Source organism: Nodularia harveyana UHCC-0300 (assembly GCF_034931085.1).
GTDB classification, from domain to species: Bacteria; Cyanobacteriota; Cyanobacteriia; order Cyanobacteriales; family Nostocaceae; genus Nodularia; species Nodularia harveyana.
In genome coordinates, this window is record NZ_JAYGHG010000023.1 from 1 (window position 1) to 18,371 (window position 18,371).

General features: G+C 41.1%; 20 protein-coding genes and 1 pseudogene. 11 read left to right on the top strand and 10 right to left on the bottom strand.

Annotation, left to right across the window (positions count from 1 at the left end):
• Positions 1–401 precede the first annotated feature (401 nt).
• Both VB620_RS13760 and VB620_RS13765 read left to right on the top strand, forming a co-directional pair.
• Positions 402–1,751, top strand: a complete 1,350-nt coding sequence (locus VB620_RS13760; RefSeq protein ID WP_323196788.1) for a GTP-binding protein — start codon at positions 402–404, stop codon at positions 1,749–1,751.
• A gap of 148 nt (positions 1,752–1,899) precedes the next feature.
• The gene (locus tag VB620_RS13765) at positions 1,900–2,163 is read left to right on the top strand and encodes a Calvin cycle protein CP12 (protein ID WP_323196719.1); all 264 of its coding nucleotides are present in this window, start codon (positions 1,900–1,902) and stop codon (positions 2,161–2,163) included.
• A gap of 50 nt (positions 2,164–2,213) precedes the next feature.
• Here the strand turns inward: VB620_RS13765 and VB620_RS13770 are convergent, their stop codons facing one another.
• The 5 genes from VB620_RS13770 to apcB all read right to left on the bottom strand — a co-directional run bounded on the left by VB620_RS13770 (position 2,214) and on the right by apcB (position 7,270).
• A complete protein-coding gene (locus VB620_RS13770) occupies positions 2,214–3,026 on the bottom strand; it encodes a TlyA family RNA methyltransferase (protein WP_323196720.1) in 813 nt (270 codons plus the stop codon).
• 207 nt (positions 3,027–3,233) lie between these two features.
• Positions 3,234–5,102: a CHASE2 domain-containing protein gene (locus VB620_RS13775; RefSeq protein ID WP_323196721.1), complete on the bottom strand. Its 1,869-nt coding sequence runs from the start codon at positions 5,100–5,102 to the stop codon at positions 3,234–3,236.
• Between the two features lie 14 nt (positions 5,103–5,116).
• Positions 5,117–5,953: a FecR family protein gene (locus VB620_RS13780; RefSeq protein ID WP_323196722.1), complete on the bottom strand. Its 837-nt coding sequence runs from the start codon at positions 5,951–5,953 to the stop codon at positions 5,117–5,119.
• Between the two features lie 179 nt (positions 5,954–6,132).
• Positions 6,133–6,507 carry a hypothetical protein gene (locus VB620_RS13785; RefSeq protein WP_323196723.1) on the bottom strand — a complete coding sequence of 125 codons (375 nt, stop codon included), beginning with the start codon at positions 6,505–6,507 and terminating at the stop codon, positions 6,133–6,135.
• Positions 6,508–6,760: 253 nt separating this feature from the next.
• The gene (gene apcB, locus VB620_RS13790; protein WP_323196724.1) at positions 6,761–7,270 is read right to left on the bottom strand and encodes an allophycocyanin subunit beta; all 510 of its coding nucleotides are present in this window, start codon (positions 7,268–7,270) and stop codon (positions 6,761–6,763) included.
• 368 nt (positions 7,271–7,638) lie between these two features.
• Here apcB and glnA point away from each other — a divergent pair, with 368 nt between their 5' ends.
• Complete coding sequence (gene glnA, locus VB620_RS13795; RefSeq protein ID WP_323196725.1) at positions 7,639–9,054, top strand: type I glutamate--ammonia ligase; 1,416 nt, start codon at positions 7,639–7,641, stop codon at positions 9,052–9,054.
• 188 nt (positions 9,055–9,242) lie between these two features.
• On the opposite strand, the gene VB620_RS13800 is transcribed toward glnA, so the two are convergent.
• A complete protein-coding gene (locus tag VB620_RS13800) occupies positions 9,243–9,443 on the bottom strand; it encodes a hypothetical protein (protein ID WP_323196726.1) in 201 nt (66 codons plus the stop codon).
• Positions 9,444–9,747: 304 nt separating this feature from the next.
• On the opposite strand from VB620_RS13800, the gene VB620_RS13805 reads away from it, so the two are divergent.
• The 3 genes from VB620_RS13805 to VB620_RS13815 all read left to right on the top strand — a co-directional run bounded on the left by VB620_RS13805 (position 9,748) and on the right by VB620_RS13815 (position 12,370).
• On the top strand, positions 9,748–10,812 hold the full coding sequence (locus tag VB620_RS13805; protein ID WP_323196727.1) for a class I SAM-dependent methyltransferase: 1,065 nt from the start codon (positions 9,748–9,750) through the stop codon (positions 10,810–10,812).
• 150 nt (positions 10,813–10,962) lie between these two features.
• Positions 10,963–11,241 carry a hypothetical protein gene (locus tag VB620_RS13810; RefSeq protein WP_323196728.1) on the top strand — a complete coding sequence of 93 codons (279 nt, stop codon included), beginning with the start codon at positions 10,963–10,965 and terminating at the stop codon, positions 11,239–11,241.
• A 100-nt stretch (positions 11,242–11,341) separates the two neighbouring features.
• Entirely contained in the window at positions 11,342–12,370 is a 1,029-nt protein-coding gene (locus tag VB620_RS13815; RefSeq protein ID WP_323196729.1) for a VOC family protein, read from the top strand.
• Here the strand turns inward: VB620_RS13815 and VB620_RS13820 are convergent.
• A complete protein-coding gene (locus VB620_RS13820) occupies positions 12,356–12,505 on the bottom strand; it encodes a hypothetical protein (protein WP_323196730.1) in 150 nt (49 codons plus the stop codon). The two genes, VB620_RS13815 and VB620_RS13820, sit on opposite strands and share 15 nt — an antisense overlap.
• 40 nt (positions 12,506–12,545) lie before the next feature.
• Here VB620_RS13820 and VB620_RS13825 point away from each other — a divergent pair, with 40 nt between their 5' ends.
• Positions 12,546–12,986: a hypothetical protein gene (locus VB620_RS13825; RefSeq protein WP_323196731.1), complete on the top strand. Its 441-nt coding sequence runs from the start codon at positions 12,546–12,548 to the stop codon at positions 12,984–12,986.
• Positions 12,987–13,073: 87 nt separating this feature from the next.
• Positions 13,074–13,442, top strand: coding sequence for a pentapeptide repeat-containing protein (locus VB620_RS13830; protein WP_323196732.1), 369 nt, complete (start codon positions 13,074–13,076; stop codon positions 13,440–13,442).
• On the opposite strand, the pseudogene VB620_RS13835 reads toward VB620_RS13830, so the two are convergent.
• A pseudogene (locus VB620_RS13835) lies at positions 13,439–13,612 on the bottom strand (DUF1838 family protein); the annotation flags it as partial. The gene VB620_RS13830 and the pseudogene VB620_RS13835 sit on opposite strands and share 4 nt — an antisense overlap.
• A 20-nt stretch (positions 13,613–13,632) precedes the next feature.
• Positions 13,633–14,820 carry an AbrB family transcriptional regulator gene (locus VB620_RS13840; protein ID WP_323196733.1) on the bottom strand — a complete coding sequence of 396 codons (1,188 nt, stop codon included), beginning with the start codon at positions 14,818–14,820 and terminating at the stop codon, positions 13,633–13,635.
• A 233-nt stretch (positions 14,821–15,053) separates the two neighbouring features.
• Here VB620_RS13840 and bchI point away from each other — a divergent pair, with 233 nt between their 5' ends.
• Positions 15,054–16,175: a magnesium chelatase ATPase subunit I gene (gene bchI / locus VB620_RS13845; protein WP_323196734.1), complete on the top strand. Its 1,122-nt coding sequence runs from the start codon at positions 15,054–15,056 to the stop codon at positions 16,173–16,175.
• Between the two features lie 76 nt (positions 16,176–16,251).
• Positions 16,252–16,548: a hypothetical protein gene (locus VB620_RS13850; RefSeq protein ID WP_323196735.1), complete on the top strand. Its 297-nt coding sequence runs from the start codon at positions 16,252–16,254 to the stop codon at positions 16,546–16,548.
• A gap of 37 nt (positions 16,549–16,585) precedes the next feature.
• Here the strand turns inward: VB620_RS13850 and VB620_RS13855 are convergent, their stop codons facing one another.
• Positions 16,586–17,677 (bottom strand): nucleotidyltransferase domain-containing protein, encoded by a 1,092-nt coding sequence (locus VB620_RS13855; RefSeq protein WP_323196736.1) that lies wholly within the window; start codon positions 17,675–17,677, stop codon positions 16,586–16,588.
• A 280-nt stretch (positions 17,678–17,957) separates the two neighbouring features.
• On the opposite strand from VB620_RS13855, the gene rplU reads away from it, so the two are divergent.
• Entirely contained in the window at positions 17,958–18,356 is a 399-nt protein-coding gene (rplU, locus tag VB620_RS13860) for a 50S ribosomal protein L21 (protein WP_323196737.1), read from the top strand.
• Positions 18,357–18,371 lie beyond the last annotated feature (15 nt).

The window sequence follows — 18,371 nt, forward strand, 5'->3', positions numbered from 1 at the left end:
GTTCTACGAAGCCTAAAGTCAGAAAACCAACTCTGGTAGTTTGGAATAATCCAACTGGTGAGGGCATTTTCCAGTAGGAGAGGAAAAGTTAGACGGGCTTGAGTCCGCATTTTCCGCCAGTATCCTAAAATCCCTGTCCCTTCTGGGGCTGGGAGTATGTCAATTTAGGCTTACCTTATCATGGGCTTGTTACAATTTGCAATTAAAATATAACTAAGCTTTACAAATCAAGAATAGATTAAAGATCGCCTAAGTTGACTTTCAAAGCCGACAAATTAGATCAAAATAGATATAGCAACCGCCAAGGAAGTTAGGACAGAAACAGATTATGAAACCTTTATAATTAGAGAGTTTCGACCCTGTTCCCTTTTCCCTGTTCAACTTTGAATCCATCTAACCTCGTGCGTAATCTCCAAGAAACTCACTTAAATCGCGCCCGTGCTAGTCTGAGACAAGCGCTATCTTGGTATGGATATCTCCGCAAGTCGGGACAGTTTTCTTCAAACCCTCAATTGCTAGGCTTGCTGAAACCGGAATTAGACCTGTTAAATTCAACACTCAACAAACTAGACTCCAACATAATTAGAATTGCAGCCTTTGGTTTGGTGAGTCGGGGAAAATCAGCCGTGTTAAATGCTTTGCTAGGAGATAAAATCCTCCAAACTGGACCTCTAAACGGTGTCACCCAATGGCCGCGTTCTGTGCGTTGGCAGCCAGGGGGTAAGGTATTAGTAGAGTTAATTGATACCCCTGGTTTAGATGAAATTGCGGGGGAAGCACGGGCGGAAATGGCGCGAGAGGTGACACGTCAGGCGGATTTAATTTTGTTTGTGGTTTCAGGTGACATTACCAGGACTGAGTATCGCGCTTTGCTGGAGTTACGACAATCACAAAAACCACTGATTTTAGTCTTTAATAAAATAGATTTATATCCAGAAACCGACCGTTCGGCGATTTATCGGAATTTGCAGCAGTTAGGCGCAGGACATCCCCAAGCACCGCCTTTATTACCTGATGAAATTGTCATGGTGGCGGCGGAACCAGCACCGATGGAAGTCCGGGTGGAATGGCCGGATGGTCGTGTTAGCTATGAATGGGAGACACCACCGCCTCAGATTGAGGAATTACAACAAACAATTTTGCAGATTCTGAATCGGGAAGGGCGATCGCTATTGGCTTTAAATGCACTAATTCAAGCACGGGATGCAGAAAAAGCGATCGCCGAAAAAACTATGGATTTACGGGATAAAGAAGCTGAAGATATTATTTGGAAATTCACTAAATACAAAGCTTTGGCAGTAGGATTAAATCCTGTACCTGTTTTAGATGTTATCTGCGGGACGATCGCTGATTTAGCTTTGATTCGTTCTCTAGCCCGGTTATATGGCTTACCTATGACTAGCTATGAAGCCAGCAAAATTTTAAAGACGATTTTCTTTAGTTCTGGTGGTTTGTTATTAGGAGAAATAGGTAGTACTATAGTATTAGGTTTAGGTAAAAGTACGGCGGCGATCGCCAGTGGTGAAAACCCTCTCAATATTACTGCTTACGCTGGTAGTGCGATCGCTCAATCTGGAATTGCAGGTTATGGTGCATATCGCGTAGGTAAAGCCGCCCAAGTATATTTAGAAAAAGGTTGTACTTGGGGAGAATTAGGCGCTAGTACAGTAATTGCCGAAATTTTATCTCAAGTTGAACACAATACAATTCTGTATCGCTTGCAACAAGAATTAGGCGCAAACTATCAATAATCAATTTCCATCAAATTATCCTGACAACAGGTCTAAATTACGAATTTTAGATGCAAAATTGAGGAAATGATGGAAATAGAAATTAAGGACAAATCAGCGCCAGAAATTTTATTTTTTTGCTTTTTTACTCAACAAAGGTGAAAATATCATGAACCTAGAAGCCGTTCAATCTGCTGTTAACGCCGGTAATAAAACCATCCAGGAAGCTATCCTAGAATCCATTGTAGAAGCGCGTCAAACCTGCGAAATCGACGGAGACAATTCCGCTAACTGTGCTGTAGCTTGGGATATCGTCGAAGAATTACAAGCAGAAAAAGCGCATCAGCAGCAAACAAAACATCGCAAAACCGCCTTAGAAACCTACTGCGAGACAAATCCAGAAGCCATCGAGTGTCTGATTTACGATCTTTAACAGTTAACAGTATCGGCGTGATAACTGATAACTGATAACTGATAACTGATTTACGCTAAATTGGCTATTGCTGATTTGGTTTGCTGCTTAATTCCATCTAAATCAGGTGGTGGTGTATCACCTTCCATTCCTAACCATAAAAGATACTCAATATTTCCCGCCGGGCCAGTAATGGGCGACCAAGTTAACCCTTTATATTTCCACCCTAATTCACAAGCCATTTGCAAAACTTGGAAAATAGCATCAGCTTGGTCATTAGGGTCGCGGACAACGCCCTTTTTACCTACACGAGATTTTCCCACCTCAAACTGTGGTTTTACTAGCAAGACTGCATCCCTGGGAGAAGTGGTTAAACGCCACAAAGCCGGCAAAATCTTAGTTAAGGAAATAAACGATACATCCACCACCGCTAAATCAGGTATCTCCTGACTTTCTCCGTACAACTCTTCTGGTGTGAGATGACGTAAATTAGTTCGTTCTCTTAAAATCACCCGTGGGTCATTTCTTAAACCCCAGTCCACCTGTCCATAACCGACATCAATTCCGTAAACTTGTTTTGCTCCCGCTTGTAGCAAGCAATCGGTAAAACCACCTGTAGAAATTCCCCCGTCTAAACAAATACGTCCGGCTACAGGAATTGTAAAATATTCTAAAGCTTTAGCGAGTTTTTCACCACCGCGAGACACAAAGCGCGATCGCTCTTTTACCTTAATTTCCGCCGCAATATCAACTTCCGTCCCCGCTTTATCCACCACCTGCTGATTTACAGTCACCTCCCCCGCCTGAATTAATCGCTGTGCTAAGGCGCGAGAAGGACATAAATTTAAATCTACTAATAATGTATCGAGTCGCTGCTTCACCAATTAACTAGACTCTCCTGAGAACATTGCATAATTTCTTTAAGGTTCACACTCTTTTCAAGTTTGCCATAATTATCACAATCTAAAAAACTTTTAACGAGAAAAATATACTAAAACTACGGTTAATCTAAAAAAGATATTAGCCTTTGGTAGCAAGTAATAATTTTTAGCAGTGTAGAGATACTTTAGGCAAAATCTCGACAGAGGAAATCAAGAATTTTTAATTTCGGTAATAGAATAAATCATAGTTAATTTTTGCCGTCCACGTAACTGCATTTGCTCTATTTTTTGAGTAGGATAATCATCCTTAATTAGCTGAAATGTTGTTTCGCTGACTAAAATATTATAAGGATTACCCTCTTGGATAGTTTTGTTCATTTGTTCCAAACGAGCAGCAACATTCACCGCATCTCCCAATACAGAATAATTCAATCTTTGATATCCTCCAATACTCCCAGCAACCACTAGCCCAGTATGAATACCAATGCCAATATTAATAGTAGGTTTTCCTTGTTCTCCTAATTTTTTGTTTAACAAAACTAATCGTTCCTGCATAGCAATTGCCGCAGCCACGGCGTGAATAGCATCTTGTTTTATTTTCTCTGGGAGAGTGTGAGGAACGGGAATACCAAAAACAGCCATAATAGCATCACCAATATATTTATCAACGACTCCGTGATGGTTTTGAATACACTCAGCCATAGCACCCAAATAAGAGTTTAACCAGTCAAGTAACTCTCGTGGTTTCATTCCCTCAGAAATAGTTGTGAACTGGCGAATATCGCTAAACAAAACCGTCGCCACCATTTCTTTAGCATCTAACTGACCATTTTGAAAAATCTCGCTACGATTTTGCCAGATTAATGTCGCTGTTTGTTGGGAAACATGACGAGCAAATAAATTCATCAATTGTTGTTTTTCTTTTTGTTCTTGCCATTGAACAGTTAAACCACCCAAAATAATAGTGCCAATGGGAGCGGCTGTAGGCAACCAAAAATTATAATTTGTTAAAGCTAAGAGGGAAATACTGAACCAAATAATCGGCAATAATCCTAAAAGAAAAACTCTTTGGAGAAGCTTTAAAGGTGTGAGAATTAGAATCGAACTTATGCCGATACTAAATAATAACCAGAGTTCAAATTTCCGGGGTAAAGGTTTTAGTAATCGCTGATTAAGTAGATTATCAATTACGGCCGCATGGAGGTAGATACCAAAGGTGGGTGATATTTGCTCAAAGGGAGTTTTCAAGGGATCATGTGTACCTGTGGCTGTTAATCCCACTAATAAAATTTTGTTTTTTAGTTTGGCTGTATCTACTTTTCTCTGAATAATATCAGTCAGGGAATAGGTGGGGATTCCTTGTTTACCTTGTGTGGGTGCGACCCAGTTAATCCAAATCTGACTCACTCCTGATTGCAGAGATGGTAAAGCAATGATTGATTGCTGAGAGTTAGTAGTATCTGGGGTAAAAGTCTGCTGCAAGCTGTGATTATATGCCTGTAACAATGTCATACTCAAGCTGGGGACTTGATCAATGTAGAGAGAAAATTGACGTGTTACCCCATCCAAATCGGCATTACTGACAATATGCCCTTTAGCAGTAACACGATCTAAAACTGGCACTGGGCGCAGGGTCGTTTGCTGTAAACTGGGTGCGATCGCTAAAACAACGCTACCATTAATTTCCATTGCTTCGGCCAGTGTTACATCCTGATCGCTAGGTTCCACAAACAGAATATCAAAGCCAATAGCAGCAGGGGAAGAGGCTTCCAGAGTGGTTAATAATTGAGTATAGCGATCGCGTGAAAGGGGAAATTCTCCATACTCACCCAATGTCGCATCGTCAATACCAATGACAGCCAAACGGGAATCCCAATCAGTAGGAACTAAGGAATGGCGCAGGTTGAACAATAAATTATATGCTAATAGCTCTAGAGCTTGCCAAGCACCTATTTGCCATAATCCCAGGGACAACACCGTAGTCAATATACCGGGAACCAGTAAAGGGTTTTTGAGAATGGAACTGCGGAGGTAATTGGGAGTATCTCTCAGAGATTTTCTCCAGGATGAAATCATCATTGCAGAATATTCAACTAAGGAATCGCCAACTCATATAATTGTTTTGTCCCCAAAGGAGTCACCACAACAGCCTCTACTCTGCGGTTAGGTAAGAAAGGAACCGTAACATCAAATTTGCCATTAACATCGGTCTTCTGCTCCTGCTGGGCAATGATTAGCAGGTTTACCGGATCAACAGTACCGACAATTCTCACCTGATTACCATTAGCCGAGAGTTCGCGGATATTCAGATCAGTATTTTCCTGTAGAGGAACTGGTTGTGAAGGTGGCTCACCAGGTATCGTAATATTTTGGAAACCAGCATTAACTAAAACCGTCTGCCCTTCAGCATTTGTGGCTACACTACCTGTTAAGGTTGCTACCCCCATTGTGCCATTCTGCTGGACATTCACACCAAAATCAGTACCCCGCACCCCAGCCACCCCAGCAGGTGATTCAATCTCTAAACGAGAGGCGGGATTAGTGAATGGACGAAGCTGAAGACGAACTTGCCCAGCCTTGACCTGGAGTTGTGTGATCTGTTCTCCTTTCTCTCCTCTCTCTAGTTTCTGGATATTAATAATTGTGTTCTCCGAGATTTTAATCAAGCCAGTGCCTATATCTATAGACAAAACCGCACTAGAGTTTTTCTTAGTGGTAATTGTATCTCCCACCGCTTGCAGTCTGAGGCCGCTGGTTGCTGGTTGAGATGTCTTTCCACGGGAATACAGCACTTCTCCAACTGGCTGGCGCACTTCTAACCAGCGTTTTACTTTTACCTGTAATTGATCATCTGTAGCGGAAGCCTGAACAATAGCAACTAGCCCCACTTGCAGCAAAATAAAGTTACCAATCCACCAAGGCTTTATCATGTTTTCAATTTAAAAATAGATTCTCAGCTATCGAGTAATTTGTTTCTAATTTATGTCAGGGAACAGCACTTCGGCTTACTTCGACTCCGCTCAGTACAAGTCGCTCAGTGTCCGGGAACAAGGAACAAGGGTTTCATGATCAGTTTCTGTCCTAACTTCCTTGGCGGGTGCTATACCTTTCATCGGAAATAAACAACTCGTGCATCTAGTCCTTGATTTCTCAAGAAATGAGACACACACTCTGCTTCTGACCTCTGTGCAAATCCTCCAGCATGGATGTAAGGCCCCAATCTATGCTGTGCGAGGAAAGCATCACTAATATATTTCTTAACAGTCTCTAAGGCTGTGTTTGACCTTTGAGGAATGACAACTACGTATGGATGAGAGACAACTCTGCCAATGACAATCACATTACCCTGCCCGAAACTATTGGCGCGTTTGGTCACTTCTGATGAGCCGTTGGCAATACAATTAGGAGTCTGCGCCCAGCTTTTGCCGATTAAAACTTCCCCTAAAATAGTGACGATGATTCCTATAATCAGATATTTATTCACTTACGTACAAAGTTTTCATAGTATTTTTGCATACCAAATAAACTACTAATTTTTTAGAGTTTTGAGTTGGGTTCAGTTGATTAAAAATTACCATATAAGTGAACTTTGGTAAAACTTAGTACATGATTCTCTGATTCCCAATGCCAAGTTTTTGGTGTGAGATATTTGACTGATAAAAAAAGCGATCGCCTCTCAATTTAACTGGAAACGCGATCGCTTTATATTGCTATATTTTATACTGACGATCAAGCTACTAAATATCCTGCTCGCTCAACTCACGAGTCATATAATCAAAAGGTTCATCCACAAAAGTAGTATCAGCAATACCGGCGGCTGCTACTTGCGCCTTTACCATATCCTTAAGAATTTGGATGCCGAAAACTGTCGGGCCGATGGGTACACCTAAAGAATTGTAAGTTTCCCGCAATCCTTGCAGTACACGTTCATCCAACACATTCATGTTACCCGCAACCAGGGCATAGGTAGCATAGCGGAGATAATAATCCATATCCCGCAGACAAGCCGCATAACGACGAGTGGTGTAGGCATTGCCGCCGGGACGAATCAACTCAGGCTGTTCTTCAAATAACTTAGAACCAGCTTGTTTTACCAAGGAGGCCGCATTGGAATTAATAGCCGCTGCTGCTTGTACTCTGGCTGTGCCACTGTCAAAATAAGATTTCAGGCTATCAATGGCATTCCGGTCAAAATACCGACCAGCAACATCATAATTCTTAATCAAGCTTGTAACTGCATCACGCATTCTTCTTCTCCTAATCAATGCTATCTATGGTTTGATATTAATTTGGTTGCACTTATGCACCAGTAAATTTTTGTGCCATTTATTTTTAAAATATGATGCGGCACAAAAACGATTTATCCGCTATTAAAGGATTCTATGCCAAAGTTGACCCCTGATGAGATGAACTTTAAGTTTTGTACAGATGTTCGGTAAAAGGTTAATATAACCTGTAATCCAGATAAGCTGTAACAAAAAGTACAAAATCTTCTAATGTCCAGGATTTATGATATTTCAGGTGTGTCATCTACAACTTAGTTCAGATCATCTGGGTTAGGATGCTTTGGAAGATTCTGGTATTAATTTAGGAAATTGGTAGAGAAGGAGTAACAATGACAACCCCAAAAGAAGTCTTGAAATTGATTCAAGACCAAAACATTCAGATGATTGATCTGAAATTCATCGATACACCAGGAACTTGGCAGCATCTGACGATGTATCAAGACCAAATTGATGAAAGTTCCTTCTCTGATGGCGTACCTTTTGACGGTTCCAGCATTCGGGGTTGGAAAAACATCAACGAATCAGACATGATGATGGTTCTCGATCCCAACACTGCTTGGATCGACCCTTTCATGAAAGAGCCAACCTTAAGTATAATTTGTAGTATTAAAGAACCCCGCACAGGTGAATGGTACAGCCGTTGTCCTCGTGTAATTGCCCAACGTGCAATTGATTACCTAGTTTCTACTGGTCTTGGTGATACAGCATTTTTTGGTCCTGAAGCTGAATTCTTTATCTTTGATGATGTTCGCTATGACCAAAATGCCCATGAAGGTTATTACCATGTAGACTCTGTAGAAGGTGGTTGGAATTCTGGTCGGAAAGAAAGCCCCAACTTGGGTTACAAAACACGCTTCAAAGAAGGCTACTTCCCCGTATCGCCAGCAGATAGCTTTCAAGATATCCGGACAGAAATGCTGCTGACCATGAAGGATTGCGGCGTACCTATTGAAAAGCAGCACCACGAAGTAGCAACTGGTGGTCAGTGCGAACTAGGTTTCCGCTTTGGTAAGTTGATTGAAGCTGCTGATTGGCTGATGACTTACAAGTATGTCATCAAGAACGTCGCCAAGAAATACGGCAAAACTGTGACTTTTATGCCAAAACCAATTTTTGGTGATAACGGTTCCGGTATGCACTGTCACCAATCCATCTGGAGAGGAGGTAACCCTCTATTTGCAGGTGACAAATATGCTGGTATGAGTGAAATGGGACTTTACTACATTGGTGGTATCCTCAAGCACGCACCGGCACTATTGGCGATTACCAACCCCACAACTAACTCTTACAAACGCCTAGTACCTGGTTATGAAGCACCAGTGAATTTGGCTTATTCCCAAGGTAATCGTTCTGCTTCTGTGCGGATTCCTTTATCTGGCGGTAACCCCAAAGCGAAGCGCTTAGAGTTCCGTTGTCCTGATGCTACTGCTAACCCTTACTTAGCATTTGCAGCTATGCTATGTGCTGGTATTGATGGTATCAAGAACAAAATCCATCCTGGTGAACCCTTAGATAAAAATATCTATGAACTCTCTCCAGAAGAACTGGCGAAGGTTCCTTCAACTCCAGGTTCTCTAGAATTGGCTTTGAAAGCATTGGAAAATGATCATGCTTTCTTGACAGATTCAGGGGTGTTCAGCGAAGACTTCATCCAAAACTGGATTGACTACAAGCTGGCTAATGAAGTTAAGCAGATGCAGATGCGTCCTCATCCTTATGAGTTTTATCTCTATTACGATTGCTAATTCAGCTAATTAGTGATTTTTTAGCCACCCAATGAGGGTGGCTTTTTTTTGCTGATCATGGTCAGAAATTGAGTTTATTGCCATTTTATAGCCAGGAATCTAAACTTTTAGTCTATCAACCTTGGCGATCGCATTCTCTTGATAATCCTGAAAATCTGTTTTTGACTTTTGACTTCCGCGTAGCGGTGCTAGCTCATGGAAGCATGACTAGTTTCATAAATCAAGCGAATGGTAGGATCAATTTTTCCTTGAGTCGGACTCCAGTATTGGGATAGTTCTTCGGGAAGACCTAATTCCTGTGCAGCCCGCATCAGCATTGATTGTTGACGGTTTTTGACCTGCTGATATTGATGCATTGTTAACCCACGAATTCTATCTTGAATAGACATAACTATAGCCCTCGTAATGACTTTAATGATTAATGGTGAGTCATTTATCCTTTCATCTATTAAGTTAACAAAATTTCTGTAACCAAAGCTACAAAATGGTATTTAATTTACAAAAATTAATATTTTAGTGTGTGCAGAGGACTGTGAAAACGTAGGTGAGAGCAGTTACCAAAAATCTTTCATCCCCAGCGCCTATTTGTCTGTGAGAATGCTGATTTTTACTTTATATTCCTGAAATAGAGGATTTTTTCGTTACAATTTTTTACATATAATTGATCAAATTCATAACTACTCTCATATTCCTATGTCTGACACTTTAACTAAGCTGACCTATCAAACCTTTCAGCAAGGGAAAAGTTACTTTGGTTTAGTACATAAAATTTTAGGTTCTCAGCTGATGAATCTCATGCATCCCTCTCTGGGAAAAAGAGGGAAACGGATTCCTCCAGAGGTTTTGTTAAAATTACAACAAAGAATAAATCAGCTGCTAGAAAGTGATTGGCAAGATGCAGAAAAAGGTGTCTATCCCGAAAGCTTACTGTTTGACAATCCTTGGTCAGATTTTTTCCGCCACTATCCCATGCTTTGTCTCGAACTACCTGAAATCTGGAAGCGGTCTGAACAAAAAAGATATCAAGATTTTTCCCCAGAAGTCGAAACAGATGGTTATCCCAGTTATTTTTTGCAAAACTTCCATAATCAAATTAATGGCTATTTGAGCGATAATTCCGCGAATTTATATGATCTACAGGTAGAAATCCTCTTTAATGGTACGGCTGACCCCATGAGAAGGCGGATTCTTTCTCCTCTGAAGCTAGGGTTGCAAGCTTTTGATTCTCTACCACAACGAAAGATCCGGATTTTAGATGTAGCTTGTGGTACTGGGCGAACACTGAGGATGATTCGGGGCGCTTTCCCTCAAGCATCGCTGTATGGTACGGATTTATCACCAGCTTATTTACGTAAAGCGAATCAACAACTCTCCGAAATTCCGGGAGAATTACCGCAACTTTTACAAGCTAATGCGGAAGAGTTACCTTACTTAAATGACTATTTCCATGCTGTAACTTCTGTTTTTCTGTTCCATGAGTTACCAGCTAATGTGCGTCAAACAGTGATTGAACAATGTTTCCGGGTGACAAAACCAGGCGGAGTGTTTGTCATTTGTGATTCTATTCAAATGAGTGATGCACCGGAATTTTCTGTATCAATGGAATCTTTTCCGGAAATTTTTCATGAACCTTACTATCGGAATTACATTGATGATGATTTGGTAGAACGTTTAGAGAAAGCTGGTTTTGAGAATATTTCCACAAAGGTTCACTTTATGAGTAAATATTTTGTCGCTCATAAACCTGCTGAAAAATAATTGTTAGAGATTTAACTGGGATATAAGGGTGAGTATTGTCTCTCACCCTACCCTCAAAAAATTGAATACTTTGTGATTACACTGAACATCCAGTATCATGCAAGCTGTTCATACTATTAGTACAGTGGCTTCCGCGCAGGGGATGAGATCATGAAAGTTTGGCTTGCTTGTTTTTTATTGTTGTTTGCTTTAGCAGAATTGTTTGATTGGTTAAAAGCCTTTAATCTGCCGTTACCAATCTATATTTTGGGTGGGGCATTTTTAGCTGTGGCTTCTAACTACGACAAAATTATTGGCTCTTATTTTATTGATGACAAGATAGCAGTACCATCGGCACAACAACAGTTAAATTCCCCTAATCAATCCCTTGATCCGATTTCTTTCCCTAGTCCTGTAGAATCAGTGCCACCATCAGAAACACAAGTTTAGCTAGGCATTTTTGAGGTTATTTAGGAAAAAATACTCAAGATAGGACTCCTAAGCGTCATCTGGTTATTACTAAAACCACAAGCTAGAATTAAAAATTTCTATGACTGAGGGTAAAGAAACTGCAATTGCAGGTATATATGAAGTGTGTATTGGCGTTCCCGACCCGATTTTTGCTATTCAATATTGGGAGAAATTTGGCTATCGTATCGGTCAAGTGGGACAGTTACCAGCAGATGCAGCTAATCAATTATATGGAGTCAATTCTGGTGTCCGTTCCATTCGCCTTTACCACCAAAATGCCGATCATGGTTTAATTAGGTTAATGGTTTGGCAACAGTCTAGAAATCCCGGCTTAGGGTTGACATCAATGAAAGTTAAAGGAAATCGCTGGGGAACTACTTTAACTGCTGATATTTTAACTATTTTAAATCATGGAGAAAATGCCAAAACAGGCGGTTGGGCGATTAGATATACCAATCCTCACTGGGAAGTAATCTATAACAAAGAGCGCAAAAGCCGACCGTTTGTAGATCCCACCGTGGGGGTGCGAGAAATGCTATTATTGCAACCCTTAACTAGACAAGTTCTATTCCAAAGGTTTGGCTATACAGTACCTGATTACGGTCAAATTAACGATCATGCAGATTTTCAAACCAGCCAGTTTACCCACGCAGGGATGGTTATTCAAGATGATAGTAAGGAAAGCCTAAAATTTTATGACGAAGTTTTAGGTTTATTGCGTGTCCGTGACGATGTGGAAACTACCTATGAATCTTCGCTCGCAGGTCGAGAAATCTTTGACCTCAAACCGGGAGAAAAGTTTATTGTCACGGCTTTTGATGACCCGCGTTCCTCGAAATCTGACTTAATGGCAGCCCGTAGTGGTAGACTTTACATCATTCGGTTTCCAGAGGCGATAAATCTAGAATCCCGCTTTGAGTCTTCACAACCAGGTTGCTTAGGAATGTCACTGTATACATATCGTGTGCGGGGAATAGAAAAATATTGCGATCGCATTAAAGCCAGCCCAGTCTTTAAATATACCAACATCGTGGAAAACGAGTTTAGAGAAAAGAGCTTTTCCTTTGTCGCACCCGATGGCTATTTTTGGAATCTAGTAGAAATGTAATCTTTCCTCAAACCGGAAAGCAGGTGGAATTTCTGGAATATGTAGCAGTAAACGACCACAAAATTTTGCTGTGCGAATCAGAAATTGGGCTGCGACAATTGTACTCACATCTTCTGGGCTGATATCTGGATTCATTTTTACTCAAACCGGGACTGCTTTAGCAAATAATGGCTTAGTGTCTTCTGTATTAATTCCACACTCAAACAACATTAAACCCATTACCCCTAGTACATCTGAGTTTGGTGTGGTGACAGTTGATAGCAAAAATAACACTGAATTTATTCCTACCACCAGAGTAGTACTATCTGAGGGTGGTAAATACGGGTGGCGGATTCAACTGAACGACTATAAGGGTAAAGTGACATGGCGCGAAGTGCTGCGACTACCAAAACCTCCAGAAACCTGGGCTACAAATGATGGTCAAAGTTTGAGCTTATCCAGTGATGGAATCGAAGCTATCACAACGCGGACAGTATTCACTAATGATGGCAAAATTGAGAACTTTTGGACAATGATTCCTGGAGATCCTGGTGGTCAGCATCAAATACAGGTTTACATTGACGACCGCCTGATTGCTACTTTCGACTTTGAAGTAATTTCACGCCCAAAAAAATAACCCTCCGCGCCCCTTTCCGTTCACCTAGCGCTCCTTTGCCTTTAAAAGCCCAGTATCCTAGAAATAGAGATTTCAACAAAGAAACTCATGGAAGCTCAGGAAGTAATCAGACTATATAACACCGGACAGAGGTATTTTCCCGCCGCGAACCTCAGCAAAGCCAAGTTAATTGCCGCTTATTTGCCTGGAATCAACTTGTGGGGAGCGGATTTGAGTCGAGCCAACCTAGCCAAAGCCAAACTTTGGGGAGCGGATTTAAGTCACGCTAACCTAGCCCAAGCCAACTTAACAAAAGCCAACTTGTCGGGAGTAAAACTGAATGAAGCAAATCTTCGGGGTGCGAAACTGAATCTGGCTAAGTGTTACGGTGCTGATTTCAGTGGCGCTTGCTATGATGACAGCACCCAGTTTTCTTCCGGTTTTGATCCCATCAGTCACAATATGCGTAAAATTTAAGGCTCCTCTGGTTCAGGAAGAGGAAAAATTTCCCCAGCCAAGTAAGCCTGAAAGTTTTTTTGGAAGTATAGCCAAGAGGTCATATCTTCGCCATCTATGACAGCTTTGGGAGCTTGCTTATACAGAGGAACGCGAGTGTTAATTTGATTCTGAAGTAACTGGGGTAATTCGTAAAACTGGACGGGATTATTCATACTGGTTCTGATAACTGGTTATCAAGACGACGAAATAAAAATAGCCATAATGGTAGGGAACTATTAATAGCAATTAGTCTGACTAAATGACCCGTGGTGACGATTTCTACATCATGATTTAATGTCAGGGATAGAAGGATCATTTCTGGCGCTCCTCCTGGTGCTGTGACTAACAGACAGGTTAACCAGTCCCAAGAAGTTAATCGCATAGCCAGCATAGCAGCGATCGCACCAGCCACCAAGGTCATAGCTACAGACATAAAAGCATAACCCACAGCCCTTTTGCCAATTTGGGGTTTATCTCCCCAATACTCACCAATGGTAATTCCCAGCAGCAGTTGACCGAATAATTTCACTAAAATCGGCGGATTAAAATTCATATCACCCACAAGAGGTAAGTAGGTCAACAGAGAGTTAAACGCTAAACCAACTACTAAACCCCCAAAAAACTGGGCAGCTGGCAGTTTAAATACCCCAGCCAGATATACTACTACTGAAGTAATTAATAATGCCAAGCAGAGTAATATTAGTTGAGATGGCTCAAAACTGAATAATTTCTCTGTCACAGTTAAGGTTTGGGGAAGGGGAACATAATCAACAGATGTCCGCGCAATGAAGGGAATCAGTAATACTACAGTGGTAACGCGAATTGCCTGTACTAAAGCTACAAGGGTGACATTGCGATCGTAATCGGCAGCAATAGAAGACATAACTCCCACGCCACCAGGAACCGTTGCTAACATTGATGTTAATAAATTGGTGTGACTCAACCGGGAGTAAAGGTAGCCAATGCAACTACCACACACTAGCAAAAATAAGGTCAGAAAAATAAATATAGGAATCCCAGAAGCCAGACTAGTTAAATTGTTACCACTAATGGATGCACCTACGGTTAACCCGACAAGTGCCATACCGACCTTTCTGGCACTGCGATTAGGTTGGGGATGATACTTAAATAAAATTCGAGATATTTGTAAAACTACGGCACCAGAGGCAATACCGCCAAATATCCAGGCAATTCCACCTACTTGTAATTTGACTAAGGCGAAACCTAAAGGGATTGCTAGCAATATTTGTAAGCTGAGGATAATTACTGTATTAATAAGTAACTTTTGTGGGTGAATATGGGGATTATCATGAGTAGGTAATTCTGGGATGGAAGTCACAGGGAGGTTTTGATTCATCGACCAAGGCTATTGAAATTAATTTAACTATGTACTTAAACTAACGTGGTTTACTGTAACTCACATCGGTTTAATTCCAGTTATACAGGTAATATCAGCCAAAATATCCAGACAAAATTTCACGAGCTGATCGGCTGATTTGCAATTACTCAACCCCTGTAACCGGTTTTTCCACTCCCTAACTGTGGCACAATAGGGAGTTGTAATCAAAAAAATATTGTTAAGGTAATTTAGTGACTCCAACTGCTCAATCGACAGCCAGTAAGCGTCGCGCGGTATTCCCATTTACGGCAATCGTGGGCCAGGAAGAAATGAAACTGGCGCTGCTGTTGAACGTGATTGATCCCAAAATCGGTGGTGTAATGATTATGGGCGATCGCGGTACCGGCAAATCCACAACTATCCGGGCGCTGGCTGATTTGTTGCCAGAAATCCCCGTGGTTGCTAATGACCCCTTTAATAGTGACCCCAACGACCCCGACGTAATGAGCGACGAAGTTCGCCAAATGGTAGAACAAGGGGCAGAAATTCCCATAGCTCACAAAAAAGTCCAAATGGTAGACTTACCATTAGGAGCCACAGAAGACCGAGTTTGTGGAACCATCGACATTGAAAAAGCTCTATCCGAAGGTGTCAAAGCCTTTGAGCCGGGTTTGCTAGCCAAGGCTAACCGAGGCATTCTCTATGTGGATGAAGTCAATTTACTTGACGACCACCTAGTAGATGTGCTACTCGACTCCGCCGCTAGTGGGTGGAACACCGTAGAACGGGAAGGTATTTCCATTCGTCACCCAGCCAGGTTTGTCCTTGTGGGTTCTGGTAACCCCGAAGAAGGTGAATTACGTCCCCAACTCTTAGACCGTTTTGGGATGCACGCAGAAATCCACACTGTCAAAGAACCACCTTTACGGGTGCAAATTGTGGAAGAAAGGGCAGAATTTGACCAAAATCCTCCCGTGTATCTGGAAAAACACCAAACTGATCAGGAAGCATTGCAGCAAAAAATTGTCAATGCACAAAATTTGTTACCATCAGTGACTCTGGAATACGACCACCGGGTAAAAATTTCGGAAATCTGTTCAGAACTAGATGTGGATGGTTTGCGTGGTGATATTGTGACTAATCGCGCGGCGAAAGCATTAACCGCTTTTGAAGGTCGCACGGAAGTCACCGTTGACGATATCAAACGTGTAATTACTCTATGTCTGCGTCACCGACTGCGGAAAGACCCCTTAGAGTCAATTGATTCTGGCTATAAGGTAGAAAAAGTTTTTGCGCGGGTGTTTGGTGTGGAATTACCAGAAGATGCTGCACAAACAAATGGCGTAGGTCAAAAATCCGGAGCCAGAAATTAATCCATTGTAGTGTTGGGTTGTGACTGATTAGTTCATAACTCAGCACTTTTCATTTAGAAAGCACTCAGCAGGAAATATGAGATTGTGGAATTTTTGGTTAAATAGTTTTATTTATGCTAGCCAATACAACCCACCCAGGTTTGTAGAGTTTCTCATGCTGATGCTAGCGATCGCCATGATAGTCATAGCGATAATTTTACCAGATACGCCTTATTTAGTCTTAGGTTTAAGTCTGGTGCTGGGAGCGTGTATTTCTATCTTAGTCCGAGAAGCGATCGCCCCCTCACCCGAAAAAAAACTTATCCAATTCACAGCATTATTCTTGTTAGTTATTTGTATCTACGGCTTTGCTGACTTACTGCAAACTATTTAAGGAATCGGGAATGGGGACTAGAGACTGGGTTTCTCCCTCATTCCCACCCTTGCATCTCCACTAGTTCCATACACAAATTATTAATTTCCTCTAAATCAGGTCGAGCCGGTAAACTTGATTTTTCATAAACAATATCCATTTGGCTAACCAAATCCTCAGCCATTTTCATCACCTCTTGATATGAATAATCACCTCTTAAAATAGCTTTTAAATCCTCAACATCACCAGCTATTCTTCTATCTACAAATATTTCTCCCCGCTCTAATATTTCTAATCCACTACGTAATAAGCGAATGCAGTGCATTCCATGCTTCAGATCAAAACCTGACTTTCTTTCCATTTCCGCCCTAGCTGGATTTCTGTTTTTCTGCCAAGCTACATAAGCCTTCCATTCTCTTAAAGCTATTTGATAATTTTGGCTTTTTTGCAGTAAACGAATAAAATCTTTCCGGCTATTAGTTAACTTTTGGGTATATTCCAAAGTTTCATCAGGTAAAGTGTATTGTTTCAACACCCCTTTAAAATCAATATCTGCCGTTAACAACTTATATAATTGCTCCGCTTCTTCTAAAAACTCAATTCTTCCTCTAATTAAATGATAAAGATACTCTAAAAAAGCGTTGAGATCATCTTTAATCAGTGGTGATTCCTCTTCTATGCCAAAATCAGATGGGAGTGGTTTCTTAGCTGGTGGATTTAACAACCATTTCCGATGAGTTTCCATCTTCTTGATTTGAGCAAAAGCATAACCAGAATAAGTATGCTTGACTTTTTTGGTTAAAAAGATGCTTTTATGCTTAATTAACTGTTGACCAACTGAAGTTAAAACAGGGTAATTCTGCAACCACAGCAATTCTAAAATATTGGGATTCGCCCCTGCTAATAACTGAATTATCTTTTTCAGTTCATAAATAACTGTGTCATCATTACCATCAATAAAAGGAAATATCCCCGGTTCATCCCAACCAGTATCCTTCTGTTCTATGCGGTCAAATCCCAAGTAATATCTCTTGGGTGCAATAAATACCCCCCGAAAATCAAAGTCTGACTCAGGACGATTTAACCCATAACCGTGACTACCAGATAAACCAATCAAAATTGTTCTTTGTTCAACTTCTATTCTTTTCATATTTATTTTTTATAATCTCAGGACTTACGCAACAATTGCCAAAAATCTTGATTTATCAAACCGCCAAGAACGCCAAGAAAACGTAGATTATGCGTAAATCCTATAATCTCACGACTTACTTGACTTAAATGTAATCAATAGACTATTATAACAGATTGTCTGTCTAACTAACTCCTGCTCGGATCAGGTAGACATATAACAAAAGCTAGCAACAGCGATAGATCAAAACCAGATAAATCGCAGAGCCAGCTACCTGTACGGCAACCTCAAGGAAAATTTCATGACCTACGCAATTATTGAAACTGGCGGTAAGCAACTCAAAGTTGAGCCAGGTCGCTTTTACGATATTGAACTGCTTCATATCGAAGCCGACGAGAAAGTTACAATAGATTCAGTATTACTAGTGCAGAACGATGGCGAAGTTACCATTGGACAGCCTTTGGTAGCAGGGGCGACTGTAGAAGGAACGGTTGTACGCAATCTTCGGGGTCGCAAAGTCCTGGTTTATAAAATGAAGCCTAAAAAGAAAACCCGCAAAAAACGGGGGCATCGCCAGGAAATTACGAGACTAATGATTGATTCCATCACTCTAAATGGTGCAGTATTTACTGCTCCCGAAGATGTATTGGCGGAAAGTCCCGTTCTCGAAAATACCCCTGTAGAAGTTGTTGCTGAATAATAAATAAGAAAAAAC